18 protein-coding genes are annotated in these 19,135 nt (G+C 41.5%); 8 read left to right on the top strand and 10 right to left on the bottom strand.

Annotated elements, in window-relative coordinates:
* Window position 1 precedes the first annotated feature (1 nt).
* On the top strand, window positions 2-910 hold the full coding sequence (gene moaCB / locus AC0IWT_RS01330; protein WP_471795645.1) for a bifunctional molybdenum cofactor biosynthesis protein MoaC/MoaB: 909 nt from the start codon (window positions 2-4) through the stop codon (window positions 908-910).
* A 34-nt stretch (window positions 911-944) separates the two neighbouring features.
* On the opposite strand, the gene AC0IWT_RS01325 is transcribed toward moaCB, so the two are convergent.
* The 4 genes from AC0IWT_RS01325 to AC0IWT_RS01310 are packed head-to-tail and all read right to left on the bottom strand — an operon-like array spanning window position 945 to window position 2,746.
* Complete coding sequence (locus tag AC0IWT_RS01325) at window positions 945-1,526, bottom strand: peroxiredoxin-like family protein (protein ID WP_471795644.1); 582 nt, start codon at window positions 1,524-1,526, stop codon at window positions 945-947.
* 50 nt (window positions 1,527-1,576) lie between these two features.
* Window positions 1,577-1,825 carry a hypothetical protein gene (locus AC0IWT_RS01320; protein ID WP_471795643.1) on the bottom strand — a complete coding sequence of 83 codons (249 nt, stop codon included), beginning with the start codon at window positions 1,823-1,825 and terminating at the stop codon, window positions 1,577-1,579.
* Between the two features lie 58 nt (window positions 1,826-1,883).
* Window positions 1,884-2,177, bottom strand: coding sequence for a hypothetical protein (locus AC0IWT_RS01315; RefSeq protein ID WP_471795642.1), 294 nt, complete (start codon window positions 2,175-2,177; stop codon window positions 1,884-1,886).
* The gene (locus AC0IWT_RS01310) at window positions 2,153-2,746 is read right to left on the bottom strand and encodes a sigma-70 family RNA polymerase sigma factor (RefSeq protein ID WP_471795641.1); all 594 of its coding nucleotides are present in this window, start codon (window positions 2,744-2,746) and stop codon (window positions 2,153-2,155) included. The genes AC0IWT_RS01315 and AC0IWT_RS01310 overlap by 25 nt, the downstream gene beginning before the upstream one ends.
* Window positions 2,747-2,956: 210 nt before the next feature.
* Here AC0IWT_RS01310 and AC0IWT_RS01305 point away from each other — a divergent pair, with 210 nt between their 5' ends.
* The 6 genes from AC0IWT_RS01305 to AC0IWT_RS01280 all read left to right on the top strand — a co-directional run bounded on the left by AC0IWT_RS01305 (window position 2,957) and on the right by AC0IWT_RS01280 (window position 8,889).
* Window positions 2,957-3,658, top strand: coding sequence for a cytochrome b/b6 domain-containing protein (locus tag AC0IWT_RS01305; RefSeq protein WP_471795640.1), 702 nt, complete (start codon window positions 2,957-2,959; stop codon window positions 3,656-3,658).
* On the top strand, window positions 3,642-4,433 hold the full coding sequence (locus AC0IWT_RS01300) for a molybdopterin-dependent oxidoreductase (RefSeq protein ID WP_471795639.1): 792 nt from the start codon (window positions 3,642-3,644) through the stop codon (window positions 4,431-4,433). The genes AC0IWT_RS01305 and AC0IWT_RS01300 overlap by 17 nt, the downstream gene beginning before the upstream one ends.
* Before the next feature lie 157 nt (window positions 4,434-4,590).
* A complete protein-coding gene (locus AC0IWT_RS01295) occupies window positions 4,591-5,721 on the top strand; it encodes a Gfo/Idh/MocA family protein (RefSeq protein WP_471795638.1) in 1,131 nt (376 codons plus the stop codon).
* Window positions 5,722-5,861: 140 nt separating this feature from the next.
* Window positions 5,862-6,065 (top strand): hypothetical protein, encoded by a 204-nt coding sequence (locus tag AC0IWT_RS01290; RefSeq protein WP_471795637.1) that lies wholly within the window; start codon window positions 5,862-5,864, stop codon window positions 6,063-6,065.
* A gap of 78 nt (window positions 6,066-6,143) precedes the next feature.
* Complete coding sequence (locus AC0IWT_RS01285; protein ID WP_471795636.1) at window positions 6,144-6,521, top strand: SPW repeat domain-containing protein; 378 nt, start codon at window positions 6,144-6,146, stop codon at window positions 6,519-6,521.
* A 187-nt stretch (window positions 6,522-6,708) separates the two neighbouring features.
* Window positions 6,709-8,889: a hypothetical protein gene (locus AC0IWT_RS01280; protein ID WP_471795635.1), complete on the top strand. Its 2,181-nt coding sequence runs from the start codon at window positions 6,709-6,711 to the stop codon at window positions 8,887-8,889.
* A gap of 78 nt (window positions 8,890-8,967) precedes the next feature.
* Here AC0IWT_RS01280 and AC0IWT_RS01275 read toward each other — a convergent pair whose 3' ends face one another.
* The 3 genes from AC0IWT_RS01275 to AC0IWT_RS01265 are packed head-to-tail and all read right to left on the bottom strand — an operon-like array spanning window position 8,968 to window position 11,918.
* Window positions 8,968-10,032, bottom strand: a complete 1,065-nt coding sequence (locus AC0IWT_RS01275; protein ID WP_471795634.1) for a zinc-dependent alcohol dehydrogenase — start codon at window positions 10,030-10,032, stop codon at window positions 8,968-8,970.
* 23 nt (window positions 10,033-10,055) lie between these two features.
* Window positions 10,056-11,147: a lactonase family protein gene (locus AC0IWT_RS01270; RefSeq protein ID WP_471795633.1), complete on the bottom strand. Its 1,092-nt coding sequence runs from the start codon at window positions 11,145-11,147 to the stop codon at window positions 10,056-10,058.
* Between the two features lie 15 nt (window positions 11,148-11,162).
* Window positions 11,163-11,918 (bottom strand): SDR family oxidoreductase, encoded by a 756-nt coding sequence (locus tag AC0IWT_RS01265; RefSeq protein ID WP_471795632.1) that lies wholly within the window; start codon window positions 11,916-11,918, stop codon window positions 11,163-11,165.
* Window positions 11,919-12,486: 568 nt separating this feature from the next.
* Between AC0IWT_RS01265 and AC0IWT_RS01260 the strand changes: the two genes are divergently transcribed.
* The gene (locus tag AC0IWT_RS01260; protein WP_471795631.1) at window positions 12,487-12,687 is read left to right on the top strand and encodes a hypothetical protein; all 201 of its coding nucleotides are present in this window, start codon (window positions 12,487-12,489) and stop codon (window positions 12,685-12,687) included.
* 44 nt (window positions 12,688-12,731) lie between these two features.
* On the opposite strand, the gene AC0IWT_RS01255 is transcribed toward AC0IWT_RS01260, so the two are convergent.
* The 3 genes from AC0IWT_RS01255 to AC0IWT_RS01245 all read right to left on the bottom strand — a co-directional run bounded on the left by AC0IWT_RS01255 (window position 12,732) and on the right by AC0IWT_RS01245 (window position 19,028).
* Window positions 12,732-13,907, bottom strand: coding sequence for a chondroitinase-B domain-containing protein (locus AC0IWT_RS01255; protein ID WP_471795630.1), 1,176 nt, complete (start codon window positions 13,905-13,907; stop codon window positions 12,732-12,734).
* A 147-nt stretch (window positions 13,908-14,054) separates the two neighbouring features.
* A complete protein-coding gene (locus AC0IWT_RS01250; protein ID WP_471795629.1) occupies window positions 14,055-15,929 on the bottom strand; it encodes a RagB/SusD family nutrient uptake outer membrane protein in 1,875 nt (624 codons plus the stop codon).
* A gap of 12 nt (window positions 15,930-15,941) precedes the next feature.
* On the bottom strand, window positions 15,942-19,028 hold the full coding sequence (locus AC0IWT_RS01245) for a SusC/RagA family TonB-linked outer membrane protein (protein ID WP_471795628.1): 3,087 nt from the start codon (window positions 19,026-19,028) through the stop codon (window positions 15,942-15,944).
* Window positions 19,029-19,135 lie beyond the last annotated feature (107 nt).

Raw genomic sequence — 19,135 nt, 5'->3', positions numbered from 1 at the left:
TATGGTAAACATCACTAAAAAATCGAATACCTTACGTAAAGCAATTGCAAGTGCAACTTTATCCGTTTCTAAACAGGAAACAATTGATGCGGTTGTTAACAGAACCGTGCCTAAGGGCGATGTGTTCGAATTTGCCCGGGCGGCCGGCTTGTTTGCGGTAAAAAAAACAAGTGATGTTATTCCAGATTGCCATCCCCTTCCTATAGAATACACCGGCATTACATTCGAAATCAGCGATTTGGAGATACAAATTTTCGTTGAAGTGCATACCATTTATAAAACCGGAGTTGAGGTTGAGGCGATGCATGGCGCTTCGGTTACTGCATTAACGATGTACGATATGCTAAAGCCGATTGACAAAGGCATCGAAATAAGAAATGTAAAACTGCTGGAAAAGTCTGGAGGAAAGTCTGATTTGAAGCATAAAAAGTTTCCAGAACTTAAAGCTGCCGTTGTAGTTTGCTCTGATTCTGTTTTTGAAAAACGAAGCGAAGACCATTCGGGCAAAGCCGTAATTGCACGACTGGAGCAGTTCGGGATTGATACCCTTAAGTATGTAATTGTTGCTGATGAAGTTGAAAAAATTCGAAAGCAGGCAAATGCGCTGGCTGGCGCTGAACATCAACTTTTAATTTTTACCGGCGGAACAGGTTTATCGCCACGCGATGTTACGCCCGAAGCCATCCTACCACTTCTCGACAAAAAAATTGATGGAATTATGGAAACCGCGAGGCGTTATGGCCAGGAACGTATGCCATTTGCCATGTTATCAAGAGGCGTTGCAGGTTTTATTGGCGGAACACTTATTTTAACGCTGCCAGGCTCAAAAAACGGCGTCGAAGAAACAATCGACGCCCTTTTTCCGCAAATATTACATCTCTTCAAAATTAATAAAGGCCAAAAACATTAATCATTCGTAACCGTCACTTTTCAAGGTTTAACTGTTAAAGCTCTTTTAATAAAGATTGTATAGATGCTCTCTTCTGATAATTAGGGTCAAAATGCACAAATTTTATCTTGCCAGAACGATTAATGATGTAGGTTGCAGGGACAGGAAGCGTGTGCCTCGTGTTGCCATTGTTCGCTTCTAAATCGATACCGTAGCCTTTGTACTTTGAAAATGTTGCATCGTCCATCGTAAAATTTACGCCGTAGGCTTTCATAATCTCATCGTTTTTATCTTGAATAATGGAAAAGCCTGCACTGGTTTTCTTTATTGTTTTCGCAATATTTTCACTCGTTTCTGGCGTAACACCAATAACATAAGCATTTTTAGCGGTAAGCATTTGCAACGAATCCTGTAACTCCTTAATGTGTTTGTTGCAATATGGACACCACTGACCACGGTAAAAAAACACCACGACAGATTTATGCTCCTTTAGCAAGGATTTTAGCGTAATCTTTTTACCATTTTGATCTACACCACTAAAAGCCGGGGCATTCATTCCGGCCGATAATCCCTTTTGAGCATTTGCATTTAATACCGTTGCGGCAAAAAGCGTAATAATTAGTACAATTCTTTTCATAATAGATTTTAAAAATTAGCGGAGCATTATTTTTCCATCCCCCGCCTGTTTTACATTTTACTTTTCGACATTTTATCTTTCGACATTGCAGGTTTCCCTGCATTTGTTTTTTTGCCCGAATCTGCTTTCATTTTCGACATTTTGCCTTTCTCCATTTTCTTTTTCTCCACTTTTTCTGTACTCATTTTCGACATTTTTTCTTGCTGTGGGCGATAAGCAAAACTTGGTAAAGAAACGGATAAAACAACCAGAGCTGATAAGAAAAGCTTCACGGTAGCTTTTAGGAATTGATTTTTCATGTTATTGAGTTTTTGTTTCCAGCTTAGTCGCCGTACATCAAAACTCCTTACAAATCCTCTAATTTTTATTCATTTCGCTTTCAATTCGCTCCTTCAGACTTATTTTAAACTGCTCATCAAGTTTTACATTTTTAGCATCAAAACCAGCAATCAAGCGATTAATCAATATACTTTGGTGTTGGTACGTTTTGCAAACAGAACATCCGGCAAGGTGTATCTGCAACTGTAGATTTTCTGCGGCAGAAATTTTCCCAAACATTTTTTTCTCTATTAAAAAAGTTGCCTGCCGGCAATTGTACATTATTTTTTTAAGTGTTCCGGTCATCATCAGTTCCAATATTTTTGAAGGCATGCCCTCAGGTTTAGTTTTGTGCGATGCATAATTACCCAAAAATTGGCATCTGTAATTTTTAATTCAAGGCAAATTTTTTCCGATGCTGAATCATCCATATGTTTCATGGAAAAAACCGAGAACCATAATGGAGGCAATTTTTTAAGGCAGCCATCTAATATGGCGCCGAGTTCCTTCATCATCAAAGGGTTGTCTGTTTCAACACCGAAAGCTTTCGGCGCATGTAAAGCATTCCAATGCCCGTTTTCATTATCGAAGAAATCCTGTTGTTCTCTTTCAGAATGCGCTATTTCACGCAAGCCTTTCGAAGCCTGTTTCCGGTAAAAATCTGCAATCTTATTCCTCAATATCGCCGTTAGCCATGTTTTCTCGCTACTTTCTCCCCTAAAAACCTTTAGTTGCTGCAATGCAGCTAAAAAAGTATCCTGCACTATATCTCTGGCAATTTCCTCGTCCCTCAGTTTTGAAACCGCGAAACGATAAAGGTAATCAGCATAGGTGTCAACCCAATTTATAGGATCGCTAATATGTTTATCGCCCGCAATGAAGTCTTGTTTTTCTTGAGCCATTTTTTTGATTACATTGTATAAATATAATGCTTAACCCTTTTAGTCGCACCAAACTTAAATACCTTACAATATATTTTATTTTTTGTAAGGAGTTTGTCAAGGCTGCGACTAAGGCTTAAAATGGCGCTGATGTTTAATAAAACAATTAACTTCCTGAACTGTCTGGGGTGGCAATCCAGTGATAACATTCCGTACATCTAATAAAAACCAATGAAAGAAATCAAGGAAAAACATGCTTTTTTAATGCGATGGACTCATTGGGTAAATTTCCCGGTGCTTTCTGTTATGATTTGGAGTGGGATTTTTATCTACTGGGCGAACGATGCCTATGGAATTTCGATATTCGGCGTTACCTTTATTAAGTTTTTTCCGGAATGGTTTTACAACTATTTTCACGTACCACAGCGTTTGGCAGAAGGCATGGCTTATCACTTCCTGTTTATGTGGTTCTTTTTCATCAATGGCTTGCTTTACATCATTTACACCATTTTTTCTGGTGCGTGGCGAGAACTTATTCCGCAGAAAAAATCATTTAAAGAAGCATGGCTGGTTTTGCTCCATGATTTGCACATTAGAAAAACCGTACCGCCGCAAAATAAATACAATGCAGCACAAAGAATTGCATACAGCGCAATTATAGTTATGGGTTTTGGTTCTGTTATAACCGGACTCGCCATTTACAAACCAGTGCAATTTTATTGGCTTTGCTGGCTTTGCGGGGGCTACCACTTCGCAAGAATAATTCATTTTACGCTCACTATTGGATATGTATTGTTCTTTTTAATACATATTGTTCAGGTTGCCCTTGCAGGATGGAACAATTTCCGCTCGGTTATTTCGGGCTTTGAAGTTGTGGATCATGGTTCAAAAATTACAGAAGAAAATAATACTGAAAATGGAAAAACCCATTAAAGAAAAGGTAAAGATGCCGCTTACTGTTGAGCAGAAAATAAAGCGCCGGAATTTTATTTCCTTTACAACATTTCTTGCCTTGGGCGGTGGTGCATTCGCAGGCTGGAAGTGGCTGCTGCACTCGCCCGAAGAAATACCTGGCGTTACCGGAGGCGCAAAAGCACCATTGAGAAGGGCTTTAAATAAAACCGAACTTTTCTTTCGCAACTTTTTTAGCAATGGCCACCTGGCAAAAACTTATCCAAAAGAAAGGGCAGCAAAAAAAGTTCGTATAAATAGCCTTATCGGCATAGAAGACGACGAAAGTTTTGACGAAAAAAACTGGAAACTCGAAGTAAAAATCTCGCCATTGCAATCAATTAAAATAGGCATTGAAGAAATAAAAGCTTTGCCTAAAACCGAGCTCATTTTTGATTTTAAATGTGTTGAAGGCTGGGATCAGATACAACATTGGGGAGGCGTTCGACTTAGCGATTTTTTAACGCATTTTAAGCTTGATGGTCTTGCAGAAAAAAATTATATGGGCCTTGAAACGCCCAATGGCGCCTATTATGTTGGTTTGGAGCGTGACAGCGTGTTGCATCCGCAAACCATTTTGGCTTACGAAATGAACGGACAACCAATAACCACCGCACACGGAGCACCGTTAAGATTAATCATTCCAGTTAAGTATGGCATCAAGAATTTGAAAAGAATCGGGTCAATGTCATTCAGCAACAGTCGCCCACATGATTATTGGGCAGAGCAGGGCTACGATTACTATTCGGGCTTATAAAAAATTGCATTTGCTTAATTTCCTCAAAAAATATCCATTGGATGTTCTAAGCAAACACGGCCTAAAATTAACAATCTAAATCTTTTTTAAACCTTGGTTTTCCAGACAATGTTATTTAAGTAACGCATAAAATCGGTGTTTACCAAAATAATACAAGATGAGAAAATACAAGATTGGAATTATTGGATATGGCGGCTTCGGCAGGTTTTTACATTATTGGTGGTCAAAGCTTGATGAAGTAGAAGTTATCGCAATTGCCGAATCTGGAAAAGGTTTCGAAAGTGCTAACAGCTGCAGAATTTATTCGAATTGGAGAGAATTAATAAACGATCCTGAAATTGATATTGTAAGCATTGTTACGCCACCGGGGCTGCACGCTGAAATGGCCTGCGAGGCAATGAAAGCGGGCAAACATGTGCTGCTCGAAAAACCTGTTGCAATTACCGAAGAGGGTGGCAACCAAATTATAGAAACTCAAAAAGAAACCGGCAAGGTAATAACGGTTGACCACATGATCCGTTACAATCCTATTATCCAGTTTTTCATGGAATTAAGCCGGAATAATGCATTTGGCAAGCTCAGACAAGTCGTTGTAAATAATTATGCCCAAGATGAAGCCCTACCGGCAGGCCACTGGTTTTGGAACAAAGCGCTGTCGGGCGGCATACTGGTAGAGCACGGGGTGCATTTCTTTGACATCGTTAATGCAATTGGAAACCAGCAATATAAGGAAGTTTATGGTTCCTCAAGTTCTCGGAATGAACAGCAAACCGACCGCGTAGCTGCTTTAGTTTTATATGATGAGGGCTTGATGGCGAGCTATTACCATGCCTTTTCTGGTCCGGGTTTATTTGAACAAACAACGATACAGCTGGCCTTTGACCTTGCAAGGATAGAAATTGAAGGCTGGATGCCGATGAAAGGAACTTTAAAAGCTTTAGTTAATGATGAAACTAAAAATAAATTGAGTGCTATTCCAGGCTGGAAAGCCACAGTTGAAACTCCGTTGAGTTCGTTAAGAGATGTTTCGAGACCAGAAGGTTGGGGTGATACCGATGTTCCTGAAGAACACAATTCGGTTAATTGTGGCGGAATAACCTATGATGTAGACGAGATGGTTTCAGGCACTTTTGAAATTAATCAAACCAAAGGGGAAGTTTACGGAAAGTGTGTTCAGTCAATTATTCTAGACATAACAAAAAAAATCGAAAATCAGGATCACAAACTAAAAATAACGGTAGAAGACGCTTTCGAAAGCCTGAAGATTGCACTTCTTGCTTCGAAATAACCTGGGTTTAATCAAACCAGAATTTAGCGCATGCAAGCAGCGACTAAAATACGCGACAACACAGCATAAATACCTGATGTTCTAACTGCTAAAACATGACGCCATTTATCAGGTTTTTCTAATTAGTAAATTAAGATGCCATGAATATGAAAAAGGATCGCCAAAGTGCAGACGACCACGAAGAAGTTAAGAACGCAAATATTGGCTTACAAGCCCTTAGTGAGGAAGAGGAGGACGTAAGCGGTGGACAACTTGGCGGACTAAAAGAAGATGGTGACAATGTTGTGCCCAACGATCAGAATCCGGTTGAGACCGCTAAAACGCAACAATTAAACAAGAAATGATTTTAGCCAAAAGCTGATGTTGAATGCATTTCTTATCAAATGCGAAATTAAAAAATCTTAAAAACTTCAACCTTTACTATGAATATCATACCTAGAAAATTACATGGAATAATCGATTACGTGTGGACAGCTGTGATGTTTGCGATGCCTTTTTTGTTGGGATTTGCAAGCGTAACGCCAGCAGCCGCATGTTTTTTCATCGCAGCTTTGAGTACTTTAATCATTTCTCTTTTCACAAATTATGAAGTCGGCGTTTGGAAAAGGCTCCCAATGGCTTTCCATCTCGATATGGATATGGCGCTCGGCCTCACACTCGCAATTTCGCCCTGGCTTTTTGATTTTTACCAGCAGGTGTTTTGGCCACACGTTTTAATGGGCGTATTTGCCATCGTAGCAGGCTTTGTAAGTGAAAGTAACTCACTAATTACCAACATTAATGAAGATTTTAATGGATAGTCATCTTTACCGATTGACTAGGGTCTGGAGTCAACACAAAACTTTATTGCCAACCATAATGTTATTTTCATAGCCTATAAAAAGGCTAGAATGTTCTCAATTATTTCTGGTGACACCTTGATAAGGTTTGTCGGTTAAAAGCCTTCGGCTGGTTACCGGCATTTTGTTAATCATATTTACATCCGTGATGAAACCAATTTCAATTTGGGCGGCAAATGCCCAGTCAGAACTAAAACAACTCGAACCAGCAGCAGAGATTTCTAAGGCACTCGCCTTATCTGTGTATTTAACAAGTGATACACTTTGGCTGGTAAAAGAATGGCCTAATAGAAAACGCATCGGTTTCCGTACAGCTTTTTCACCCTCAGGCAAAATCAGCATTAAAAAAATTGATCACAAGGAAAATGAGGTCAGGATCATGTTAGCCTGTTCTACCATTATCCATGAAGTAACTGTACACTATGAGGATGATGCACCGTATTTTAGATATACGGTTTGCGCAACTCCAAAAATTCCACTGTTCATTCCCTACTGGCCGAAAGATATCCTTAGTTTCGACGAAAAGGGTAACATTAATCAGGATTGCATAATCCATACACAGCAACGAGGTACGCGTTCGGGTATATTATTTTTTAACGATTCCGATTCGGGCTCTGTGTTCTATTTTCAAAATCTTACCGCATTAAATCCATATTGTGAAACGGCAAAATGTAGCGCAGGCGCGACGGTTGGAGGCACATGGCCGGAAATCGGTTTTTCGTTACCTGCAACAACTCAACCTTTAGAGAAGGGCAAAACGTATACTTTCAGTGATGCTTTCGTAAGCCTGTCAGATCAGCAACCAGATAACCCTGTAAACATTGCAACCGAATACTTAAACCGGCTTGCAGAAATTTACATTAAACTTCCCCGTCCTGAGCGCTTTTACCACAACTGGCTTGATACGGTAGAAAATGGGCTTAAAGACCTCACTTACCATAAAGGTTGCTGGACTTTCGCGGGCGGCCACAGTTATTTAAGCGCTTATGTGGCAGATTATAAAACTCCACCAGAGGTGATGGTTCAGCTTGCTGTACTAATGCCAATGCTCGAATACCTCGATTGGAAGGGAGAAAAAAGCCACGTGCTGGTGGATGAGCTGCGAGCCGGCCTGGAGGATTTTTACCAGGAAGATATGGGCACCATTGTAAGGTGGTTGCCAGCGGCAGAGAAGAATTTGGATCACTCAGAGGAACAAAAAAAACCAAGGGTGATGGACGCCTGGTACCTCCATCATCCCTTGATGAATTTGGCCCGACTTAGCGAGCGGGGTGATAAAAATGTAAAGGATATCTTATTCAAGTCGGTTGAATACGCTATGAAGGTGGCGAAAAAGTTTAATTATGAATGGCCGGTATTTTACCAGATGGATACTTTGGATATAATTAAGGCAGAAACCGCTGATGGCGAGGGTGGCGAAAAAGATGTGCCTGGCACGTATGCTGATTTGATGTTAAGGATGTGGAAAATCACGGGTGAGAAAAGGTTTTTTGATGAGGCCAGGAAAGCCGCAGCCAAATTGCAGGGCAAGGGTTTCGAGCTATTTTACCAGGCAAATAACACCGCATTTTCGGCTGGCGCCATGATTAGGTTATATAAAGAAACTCAGGATAAAACCTTTCTCGAATTAAGCTACGTGTGTTTAGCCGCCCTTTTTGATAACGTTCAGCTTTGGGAATGTGACTATGGCAACGCAAAAAACTTCCCTACGTTTTTCGGGGTTTTTCCACTTAAGGATGCCCCTTACACCGCCGCCTATGAAGAGCAGGAGGTCTATTCCGCATTGCACGATTACATATATGAAGTGGAAGGTTTAGAAATTCTCCCATCCATAAGGTTGCTTATCGCAGAGTTCATCAGGCACATGGTTGGCCGTGTGGCATACTATTATCCACCGATGTTAAAGCCAGATATGCTGGCAAAGGAAATTAAAACGGGAGAAATTGATCCAAAGCTTTGGATTGCGCTTGAAGATCTACATGATGGCTGGGAAGAATCGGGGGAAGTTGGACAGGAAGTTTACGGAGCGGGCATTGCATTTGGCGTAATTCCTAACCAATATTTCAGGATTAAAAATGAATCATTCATTCTTTTTTGCGACTATCCAATTCAGAAATTTCAAAATCGTCAAAAATCTATCTCCTTCAACACAGGTGGTGATAACCGATTGAGCTGCAGAGTAATCATCCTGTTCCAGGAAACTGAAGAAACAGCGCAGAGCCGGTTCGAAGTTTTGGTGAAAAAAGAAAAAGTTTCGCCGGTAAAGAGCAATTCAGACATGCTCGAATACAACATCTCCGGAAATGAAAAGGTTAAAATAAGCTGGTAGTCAGTAAAGGGTAACACACTGATCAGCGCATGATCAGTGTGTTTGAAAATTTTATCAAGCTTTACATTACTTTCTCATTTACATGGTTAAGGCAACAAACACGGCTCCGGTTTCCTTCTTGTTTTGTGCGGTTTCAAATGCTTTGTTAATTTCATCTAAAGAGAATGTATGGGTAATCATGTTCTTCGCCTTGATTTTGCCTTTCGCCAAAAGGTCCAGGCAAATGGTCATTTCCGGATAAATTCCCCAGAACCCGTAACTGGCGCTTGGAATTATGGTGATGCCTGATTTCTGTACTTGCTGCCAATCCATCGAAATGGAAACGTCGCCGTTTTCGAAACCACCAACGATGACCACTTTGCCACCAATCCTAGTGAAAGATAGCGCCTGTGGTAATGTTATTGGCATAGAGGGCCCACCTGCACACTCAAATGTAATGTCGGCACCTCTTCCCAGCGTAAATGTTTTTAAACGTGAAAGTGCATCTTCCTGCTCGATATTTACGACTTCATCTGCCCCAAGCGCTGTAGCCATTTCTAGTGCACTTGGCACAACATCGAACAAAATTACATCTGCACCTGATGCTTTTGCAAGCTGTAATTGAGCCAAACCAATCGGACCACCGCCAATAACGGCCACTTTATTGTTTAGGCTTAGTCCGCTTAACTGCTGCGCATGCAAACTTACTGCAAAAGTGTCGAGAAGCGTTGCTTCCTCATCACTCACGTTATCTGGAAGGATGTGAAACTTTGTAGCCGGGCCAATCAGGTATTCTGCAAAAGACCTTGATATTGTTTCCATTCTAACTTTATACAGATTCGGGCAAAGGTTATATTGTTGCACACGGCACCAATCGCAATCACCATCGCCCAATAGCGTTTCTACAACTACCCTATCGCCTGGTTTAACATTTTTTACAGCACTACCAACTTCCACTACTTCTGCGGCGAGCTCATGGCCCATAATCTTACATTCCAGTTCAGGTTCATGTTTCTTCCAATGCCTAAGGTCGGTTCCACAAATTCCAGAGACTTTAATTTTTGCCAGCACCCAGTCTTGCGCTGGTATTTCCACTCTATCTACTTCCTGCACATCGAAAGTTCCATCCGGCTTTTTCAGTGCTGCTTTCATCTTTTTGCTCATGCTATTAATTTTAACGTTAATATTTAATCATTAGGGCTACTACGAATACTTTCTTCCAGAAACTGCAGGCATGTTGGCGAACTGATTTCAGCTACCACGCCCAAATAAGTCAATTTGCCATTTTCGGGTATAATTTGAAACGAGGTGACCGAATTGCCTTGCTCGTTTGCGGAGAGCAGGTATCTTCCCGAAGGGTCTAATGCCAGACAACGCGGACTTTTACCACCAGAAGGGATTCTTTGTGTCTCCTGGAGCGCACCGCTTTTCTGATCAATTGAAAATATCACAATTTCGTTTACATCGCCGCGGTTGCTTGCGTAGAGATATTTGCCAGCCTGGTCAATTTTTATGTCGCCAGCCTCTGCACCATTTTTTATTTCGCTAATACCTATGTTATACCGGTATAGCCACTTATCCAGGTTTTTTTCCTGAAAAACAAAAAGGTCGCCGGTGAGCTCGCAAAGAACGTAAAACCAACTTCCGCCAGGATGGAAAGCCATTTGCCTCGGTCCAACGCCAGCCGGCAGACTAACGTAGGCGTTTGCTGTAGGTTGAAAAGGCTGAAGATCAGCGTTCTCATAATGATACGTGTAAATCCTGTCGGTGCCTAGGTCGGCAACGAAAAGGGTTTTTTGGTCGGGAGTGAAGATCGAACTGTGAATATGCGGTTGCTCCTGCCGTTCCTGGTTAGCACCAGATCCTCCATATTTGAACAATTGTATGGCCTGCCTCAACTTTCCGTTTGTATCAAACGGCAACACCGCCAAAGTGCCACCGTAATTGGCGGTGATGGCAAAATTTCCGTAATCTTGGATAGAAATATGGCATGCACCAGCACCTTCAAAGCTTACCTGACTTAGCAATTCCGGTTTATTTGGATGGCTGATGTTGAAACTTGCCACCTGCGAATGATTCCCTTCTTTACGCTCGCTAACCGCAAACAACAATTGTGAAGACGGACTCAAGGCAATATATGATGGATTTTCGATGCCACCAACTGAGGCTAAAAACTTAATCGTACCATTCTGCTTATTAAAATTATACTGAAATATTGAATCTTGCTCTGCCATGGCATAACTGCCGATAAACAACGCTGTATTTGCCTCGCCGCTCATAAACGTCTGTAAAATTTAGATGATTTGTAAGCGTGGGCGTATTTTTAAGTCTACCACATCGCAGGCTGGAGGTTGGGCAATACAAAAAGCAATTGCCCAGGCGATATCTTCTGCCCGCAACATTTCATGATTTTTTATTTGTTCACGCTTTTCATCGACACTGGCTTCTTGCATATCCGTATCAACAGCTCCAGGCTCAATGAGCGAAAGTTTTATTCCCAGCGGGTTTATTTCCTTTCTAAGCGATTCAGAAAAGCCTTGAATTGCAGATTTTGTGGCTACATAGACAGAACTGTTTTCTTCTCTAACATCAGCACTCATCGAACCTACATTGATAATGTGTCCGGCTCGCTTTTGCTCAAAACGTGCAATAGATTCACGACAGCATGCCATGTAAGCTAAGAGATTGGTGTGCAAAATGTACTGCCAGTCTTCATACCCTCCTTCAAGTATGCTTCCATAACCCAGGGCAGCATTATTTATTAAAATATCGAGCCCCCCAAGTTGTTCGTCTGCCGCGGCAAATAATGTGGTGATACCCTCCTTGGCGGATAAATCGACAACTACCCCCATGCTATTGGATCGGTTTTTCGCTTCGATTGCCGCCAGGGTTTCATCTACCTGCTCCCGGTGGCGGCCACAAATCATACATTGGGCACCTAAAGAGCCGAGTAGTATCGCCGTAGCCCCTCCAATGCCGGTACTACCGCCGGTAATTAATATTTTTTTGCCTAAAAAAGCACTGCTGAAATACGAATTGAAATCTTCCATAGGTTCTGTCATTAGCTAAATCTTCTCATTAAATTGAATAAACTATAAATCACTTTCTCTTTACCGGCCACAAGTTTTTAAAAGGCTGCCGCTTGTTGCAAAACCCCTTTATACAACTTACCAGCCATGCGAAAATGAATCTGGCCAAATGCCATTCCTTTAAACAACCAGTCTAGAATCGACTTTGTTGACTTGAAAAATACCCATTTGGCAGGGCTAAATACCGAAATTACCTAGCGTAGAAATCGACTCATGCACAGTTCAATGTTCACTGTTTAAGGAAATTTCAAGTATAAATCGATTACCGGGCAGTTTTTTCAGGCTTTACACTTAAGCTACTTTGGTATTATGCGTATAAATGCTCCAGGAAGATTATTACGCAATCAAGACAGGACTTTAACACCTTCATTTCACGTATATAACGGCTAAACCAACCTGCCCAGAGATTGGTTTCAAATGTAGTCGTCACGAAAGAGCACAAAATGCTTCCGAAAAGATCTCAATGAAGGTATGTGAAAGTTGTTGTCGGGGTTGATTTGTTGTGAACGTAAACTAAATAGAAACTAATATGAACAATACTGAAAACGATTCATTTGATAAAGACAAGGATACGAAAAAGGAAAACAGCTCATTAGAACAAGAGCTAATAGAAGCTTTAGCACAGAAAAATGAAGATATCAAAAGCGGTAATACGCCCACTGATAAAGGCGAAGCTGATGAAGATAAAAAATCTGGTGGCTTTGATAAATGGTCTGTATCCTGGCCTTAGTTCTTCGGATTGAAGTTCTGAAGTTAATTAGCATCTGTAAAATGCTATTGTTTAGAGACTGGAACAGTTACTCCGGAAAACTTATTGTTTGAAAGCGTATTATCAAACGGAGCAACATCCTGAATCACCCGCGACGGATATCTTTTAACATCGAACTTCCCGGTCCAGTCTATGTTCTTGCCATCGCCCTCAAGAATTCCCGTTTGGGCGTTGGTAATTTTGTTATTTGTTATCGAACATCCGCTTGCGGCCACATAAAAACCCGTTTCATTTTTCCCTGCAGACATGCCATACATTAGGCGAATGGCCGTCTTAATACCTCGGATATCGTTATTTGTAATTTTATGCCCGGTGCCATTCACGCGAATGCCACCCGTTCCACCCCTGAAAACATTGCCAGTAATTAAGCAGTCATGCCCGCCTCTCATAACCAATTCGCCGTCATTATTTTGAAAGTAATTTTTTAAATAAATGTTCTTACTGCTTTTATTACTAATTACCTCGTTTTCGGCATTACAGTTAATAAATTTGTTTTTTGAAACGAGGCTAAAGGCTTCCTGGTTGCCAAGCAAAATGGGGTCCTGACCAATCTGGACACATTCTCCACCATTCCCATTCGGCCAGCTCACTTTTGCCTTATTCCTGAAAACGTTATTTTTAATCACCGTGTTCTGCGGAACTGACTTTTCGGTTATTTTAACCTGTAAATCGATGCTGTTAATGTTTGAGCGAAACTCGCAAGCTTCAACCCCGTTATAGGCACCATTACCCGAAATAATTACAAGTGGTAAAAACTGAACCTTGGATTCGTTATCGATGAAAGAACAGCGCTCAACCGAACAATGATTGCTTTCGCTAAGTTCTATAAGCGTTCCGGAATTTCCATTTTCGCGAACGACTTTATTTTTATCAAACCGGAGATTTTTAAGAATGATATATGCACCCGTTATTTTGAAAATGCATTGATCTTGAATACCAGAAAAGATGGTAGCTTGTTCAGCCTCGCCTGTAATTACAATTGGTTTCGATGCGGTGCCTTTAGCATCAATGTTTACCGCCCAGTTTTCGTAGGTGCCTTTCAGGATGATAATTTCATCACCCGGCTGAAGTTTTTTTGACACCTGCTCAAACTCAGTAACCGATTTCACCTTGTATGTAGTTCCAAAGGTTGCTACGGAATGCATCACTAGAAGCAAAAAAACTGCAGTTAATATCTTCATAGAGAAATGTTTTTAACGACTGGTAAAGTTATCATTCTAATTAAAAAGCGAAGTAAACTTAAAGGAAGCAGCCCTATTTAAAGGGCTGCTCACTAACAACTAAACCAAACCATGTATTTAACAAACATGGTAAGCGCTTTCTACCAGTTACGGTAATTTATCGAGTGCAGGTACATTTTGGTCGTAGCCTGCATAACCTTTGTTTTGATTTATCCGACCTTCTGTATTGAAGCGCTGTGCACTTGCAGGTACCGGCCATAATACGTGATATGGCGCTATTCTATAATTTACGCCCTGTAATGTTGGCACCTGATTTTTATAGAAATCGTTTTTTTCCATAATGCGGTCATACATGAAATTGTTATCAGAAAAAGTTGCCAGACTATAGCTTTTACCATTGTAGGCTGGCTTTCCTGTTTGGGCAAAAATATAGGCAATTCGTGTAAGTTCAGTTTTGCGTGGCTCTTCCCAGTACAATTCGCGGGCACGCTCATCAAGAATTGTCCCGATGGTTATCTGCGAAGCATTGGTTAACAAAGTTGCATTGGCCCTTGCCCGTACTACGTTTAAATCAGCCATTGCCAGTCCTAAATCGCCTTTCCAATAATAAGCTTCTGCACGTAGCAAATAGGTTTCGGCCAGGCGGAAAACATACCAGTCCGTATTTGTTCCGCGAGGCGGAGTCCAGTATGGGTCGTTTGCCAGGGCATTAGTAGAATTGATGAATACTTTGTAATGTGGCCATCCGAACCAGTGACGAATGGTGTCTAATGCGCCATTTGTAAAACGTTGCTTAATGTTTGCATCAGAATACATTTGCAAAGGCTGGCCATATAAAGCACGGTCGGCGGCATTGGTTGATGTTTTTAACGCAGGGTTGTTGTAAACCAGATCAGTCATATCCATCCACATGCCTTTTGCATGGCGGTAATCGGTGTTATCTGTCCAGATGTATTTTGTACTATAAGGCGTTCCGCGATACCTTCCGATTCCGCGGCCGTACATTCTGGTTAAAGGAATTTCTGCAGTAACCGCATCAACTATTGCCGTTGCGCCGGATGGCGTTTTTACGTTGGCAAAATGCCAGGCCGGAACAGTATTTCGCATCAGCTGAGAACCCAGCGCCGTAAAACCGGCGAAGGCTTCCCTGTCTATAACCAGGAACAAAGCTTCACGGTTCGCAGCAATCGCTTTATTATCCATCCGGTGTAAATCCCAGACAACGTTTTTGGTTAAATCTGATGCTGTGCTTCCAAAACGTGCTGTCATCATTCCATACTTTCCGCCATTAATTACATTGCTTGCAGATGTTATCGCATCGTCGAACTTACCCAGCGCAAGGTTAACCTTGGTTAACAGGTGACTTACTGCACCTTTAGTTACATCTCCTTTATTGCCGCCATCCAGAACCCAGGTTTGAGCAAATTCCAAATCAGTCTTCATTTTGGCAAGAATCACTTCTCTTTTTGTGGAGTAGAAGTCTGCTTTCGGACCATCGACATCTTTCAAAAGCAAAGGCACATCGCCGAACTGGTGTACTAACCTGTAATAATAAAATGCCCGGTAAAAATAAGCTGCGCCTAAAATTGCATTTTTCTCTGCGTCAGAGGCATAGCTTGGTTTATCGATATTCGAAATAATTGTATTTGCTTGCCTCACAGCAATAAATTCGTTGTCCCAATACCAGCCAATTTTGGTAAAGTCATCACTATTCAGGTTGGCATCCGAGGTAATACGTGAAATAAGATCCTGTGCAGGCGTATTTTTATCGGTCGTACCATCAACTGCTACGTCCGAAAAAATTGATTCGGTTAACAACGGCGCAGAGTCGCCAAAGAACTCCCTCCTGGTTGCCAGTCCGAGCCCGTTAAGCGCCGCTTTCATTGCGGTTACGCTATTTAGATTTTCCGGAGAATATGCAGACAGCTGATCCGAATCGAGGTAGGCTTTTTTGCAGCCTGCGCAGCCTAGCATTAAAGCAAAGGCTGATAAAACAATTATATTTTGATTTTTTCTTTTCATGATGCTAAAAAATTAAAGCGTAACGTTAAGGCCTAATGTGTAGTAGCGTGGCGTTGGGCCATTATTTTGTGGGTCCCAGAAAGTCCATTTAGGTGCGTAGTAGCCTGCATTATTTACGTTTGCATATATTTTCGCACTCTTAACACGAAGTTTGGTAAGCAAGTTGGAAGGAACAGAATAGGATACCGCCACCGTATTAAGCCTGATGAATGAATTATCCCAGTAAACATTGTAGCTTGTTCCGCTCGAACCGGAATTTAACCTTGCATAATCATTAATTGGGTTAGCTGGCGACCAGTAAGGAAGCACATAGGAAGTTGAACGTGCAAAGCCGACACTACCCGGTTGGTTTTTAGCCGAATTATATTGCTTTAGCTGCCCCCAGTTTGCAAGTAACTGAAATGAAAAATCGAAGTTTTTGAAAATGTTAAACTCGTTTCGCATGGCGAAAAAGTAACGTGGCGTACGGTAACCTAAAAATTTCTTGTCCGCATCCGAGTAAGCATAATCGCCATCAACATCTTCAAGTTTAAAATCACCTGGTTTAATGGCCGCTTTAGTAAATTTGGCGGCCTCAGCCATTTCATTTTGTTGCCATACGCCTTGAATGTTATAATCCCAGATTACGTCGATATCTTTTCCAATAAACCAGCCGTTTCCGGGGTCATCTGTTGGTAAAGCCAGTGCAACAATCTTGTTCCTGTTAAAAGAGAAGTTAAAATTCGTGTTCCAGCGGATGTTTCCATCAACGAGATTTTTGGTATTCAGGTTAAGCTCCCCACCACGATTATTAATCCGGGCAAGGTTCGAGTAAACTGAAGAATATCCGCTTACATTCGGCAATGTTTGTCTTACAAGCAAATCGCTCGTTTTTTTGTTGTAAGCATCAATAGATCCGCTAATTCTATCGTTTAGGATAGAGAAATCCAAACCAACATTAAGTGCAGTAGTTTCTTCCCATTTCAAATTAGAGTTTGCAAGTTTAGCGCCAATTTGAACAGTATTCACATCAGAAGCAGCGCCACTGCCGTTTACGGTTTGGTATTTTCCACTTGCCAGCTGAGCAAGTGCTGCATAAGGATCTACCGTGCCGTTATCCGGATTACGCAAATCGCGGTTACCGTTTATGCCATATGACAGGCGAAGCTTGCCATAACCTAACCATTTTTGGTTTTTCATGAAGCTTTCATCAGTAAACACCCAGGCAAAGGCTGCCGCCGGAAATGTTGCACGCTTAAAGTTCACACCAAAAACGGAATAACCATCTCTACGTACAGAAAGCGTTAAAATATACCTGCTCAATAAGCTGTAATTTAACCTGGCCATTAAAGCATCGCCAGTGTAAACCTTATCTTCACTATTTGTAACTGGTTTTATACCGCTGGAAAGGTTGTGATAGCTAAGCACATCATTTGGTACGAAGCCTTCGTTTGAAGCCTGAGTCCACCAGGTTTGGTATTTCTCGGCGTTGGCAAGTAGCGTTACATCAACATTATGAATGTTGGCGAAAGTTTTATTCCATTTAACAAGATTATCTATTTGCCAGTTGTATCGTGTTTCATTTGCACGTGTGGCTGAACCACCAGGGGTAACAACATCAGGATTTCTCGACGAACGGTAATCAAAAGTGCGGTAAAAATCGAGTCCCGGACTGAAATTTAACTGATAAGTGATACCCAATGGCAATTTCACCCTGCCGTAAAGACTTGCAAAAATCGTGTTTTGCTTATTCATCCTTTCGTTGTAGGTCATGCTCAAAAACGGGTTTCTCGCATTCAATCCGCTATCATCTGTCGGAATACGTCTTAGTTCGCCGTTTGGCAGATATTTATCACCGTAAGGCGATAAGTTAAGAATCTGAGTCCAGTCAGCTTCGGTTGATCCGTCGCCGGTTCTGGCTTCATCTCTATCGGCAAATTGTACGTTCATCCCCAATGTTAACCACTTCGCAGCCTCTCCTTCCAGGTTAATCCGGCCGCGGATGGCTGTATAATCTCCACCCTGAATAACATTTTGGTTTTTTTGATAATTGAGCGACATATAATAGGTGATTTCCTGTTTCTTACCACTTAGCGATAAGGTGTGGTCCTGACGGAAACCAATTCTAAAAATATCATCATACCAGTTTGTCGTTTTGCCGGCCAGGTAATTCGCTTTTTCATTGGCCACAAGCCCAAGTCTGTTTAACCACAAATCAACAGGATCACCCGTTTGGCCGTTTAGCCACTGCGTTAAAGTTACGCCTGACGGTAAATTTCTAGGGTCGTTGTACAAATATTCGGGTGTTGTTGCACCACTTCTCAACACATCACCCCGCCATGCCAAAAAGCCTTCACCATCGTAAGGGCGCATATTTTTAGCAAGCTGTGCAAGCCCCACATTAGTATTGAAGGTTATCGTAGGCGATTCACCACGCCCCTTTTTGGTGGTTATGGCAATAACGCCGGTTGCTGCTTTTGCACCATAAACTGCAAGCGAACTTGCATCCTTGAGCACATCAATGGCTTCGATATCATTCGGATTAATATCCGCAAGCTGACCATTATAAATCACGCCATCGAGCACAATTAAGGGTGATGTTCCGGCGCTTAATGTAGATTTTCCACGCACCAGTAAGTCGCCGCCGCCTTTGGCGCTTGAGCTTAAGCCTACTGATAAACCGGGAATATTTCCCTTTAAAACATCGGCAATACTTTGAGGATTCTCATTTTCCAGCTGCGTAGCTTTTACACTAGAAATGGCTCCTGTTGCATCTCTTTTGGTTGTTGTGCCGTAGCCGATTACAACTACGTCAGTAAGGTTTTTAGATTCTTCCTGCAGCGTAACAGAAAGCGTTGTTTTAGAGCCAACCGGAATTTCCTGACTTGCATAACCTACAGCCGAAAAAACCAGTGTTGCATTTTGCGGAACAGCTATGGAAAAACTTCCGTCGCCACCCGTAGATACCGCTGTTCGGGTATCTTTCACTTTAACAGATATGCCCGGAATTCCGATTCCGGATTTGTCTTTAACGGTTCCCCTTACGTTCATCTCCTGAGAAAAACAGAGTGAAAATGTAAAGCAAACCAATGTGATAAGAAACGTAAGTCTTTTTCTCATATTTTGCTTGGTTAAATTTGATTAGTGGATACAAACCTATTTCATTTCTTTTCAAATACCAAATAAAAGATGACGTAAATATCTAATATATAAGTAGTTATGATAAT

The organism is Pedobacter sp. AC464 (assembly GCF_979253075.1).
This window is presented reverse-complemented; position numbering and strand designations above follow the sequence as displayed.

What these genes read in the sequence shown, in the direction of transcription:
- moaCB (WP_471795645.1), top strand. Translation starts at nt 2, where the DNA reads ATGGTAAACATCACTAAAAAATCGAATACCTTACGTAAAGCAATTGCA.
- AC0IWT_RS01325 (WP_471795644.1), bottom strand. Translation starts at nt 1,526, where the DNA reads ATGAAAAGAATTGTACTAATTATTACGCTTTTTGCCGCAACGGTATTA.
- AC0IWT_RS01320 (WP_471795643.1), bottom strand. Translation starts at nt 1,825, where the DNA reads ATGAAAAATCAATTCCTAAAAGCTACCGTGAAGCTTTTCTTATCAGCT.
- AC0IWT_RS01315 (WP_471795642.1), bottom strand. Translation starts at nt 2,177, where the DNA reads ATGCCTTCAAAAATATTGGAACTGATGATGACCGGAACACTTAAAAAA.
- AC0IWT_RS01310 (WP_471795641.1), bottom strand. Translation starts at nt 2,746, where the DNA reads ATGGCTCAAGAAAAACAAGACTTCATTGCGGGCGATAAACATATTAGC.
- AC0IWT_RS01305 (WP_471795640.1), top strand. Translation starts at nt 2,957, where the DNA reads ATGAAAGAAATCAAGGAAAAACATGCTTTTTTAATGCGATGGACTCAT.
- AC0IWT_RS01300 (WP_471795639.1), top strand. Translation starts at nt 3,642, where the DNA reads ATGGAAAAACCCATTAAAGAAAAGGTAAAGATGCCGCTTACTGTTGAG.
- AC0IWT_RS01295 (WP_471795638.1), top strand. Translation starts at nt 4,591, where the DNA reads ATGAGAAAATACAAGATTGGAATTATTGGATATGGCGGCTTCGGCAGG.
- AC0IWT_RS01290 (WP_471795637.1), top strand. Translation starts at nt 5,862, where the DNA reads ATGAATATGAAAAAGGATCGCCAAAGTGCAGACGACCACGAAGAAGTT.
- AC0IWT_RS01285 (WP_471795636.1), top strand. Translation starts at nt 6,144, where the DNA reads ATGAATATCATACCTAGAAAATTACATGGAATAATCGATTACGTGTGG.
- AC0IWT_RS01280 (WP_471795635.1), top strand. Translation starts at nt 6,709, where the DNA reads ATGAAACCAATTTCAATTTGGGCGGCAAATGCCCAGTCAGAACTAAAA.
- AC0IWT_RS01275 (WP_471795634.1), bottom strand. Translation starts at nt 10,032, where the DNA reads ATGAGCAAAAAGATGAAAGCAGCACTGAAAAAGCCGGATGGAACTTTC.
- AC0IWT_RS01270 (WP_471795633.1), bottom strand. Translation starts at nt 11,147, where the DNA reads ATGAGCGGCGAGGCAAATACAGCGTTGTTTATCGGCAGTTATGCCATG.
- AC0IWT_RS01265 (WP_471795632.1), bottom strand. Translation starts at nt 11,918, where the DNA reads ATGGAAGATTTCAATTCGTATTTCAGCAGTGCTTTTTTAGGCAAAAAA.
- AC0IWT_RS01260 (WP_471795631.1), top strand. Translation starts at nt 12,487, where the DNA reads ATGAACAATACTGAAAACGATTCATTTGATAAAGACAAGGATACGAAA.
- AC0IWT_RS01255 (WP_471795630.1), bottom strand. Translation starts at nt 13,907, where the DNA reads ATGAAGATATTAACTGCAGTTTTTTTGCTTCTAGTGATGCATTCCGTA.
- AC0IWT_RS01250 (WP_471795629.1), bottom strand. Translation starts at nt 15,929, where the DNA reads ATGAAAAGAAAAAATCAAAATATAATTGTTTTATCAGCCTTTGCTTTA.
- AC0IWT_RS01245 (WP_471795628.1), bottom strand. Translation starts at nt 19,028, where the DNA reads ATGAGAAAAAGACTTACGTTTCTTATCACATTGGTTTGCTTTACATTT.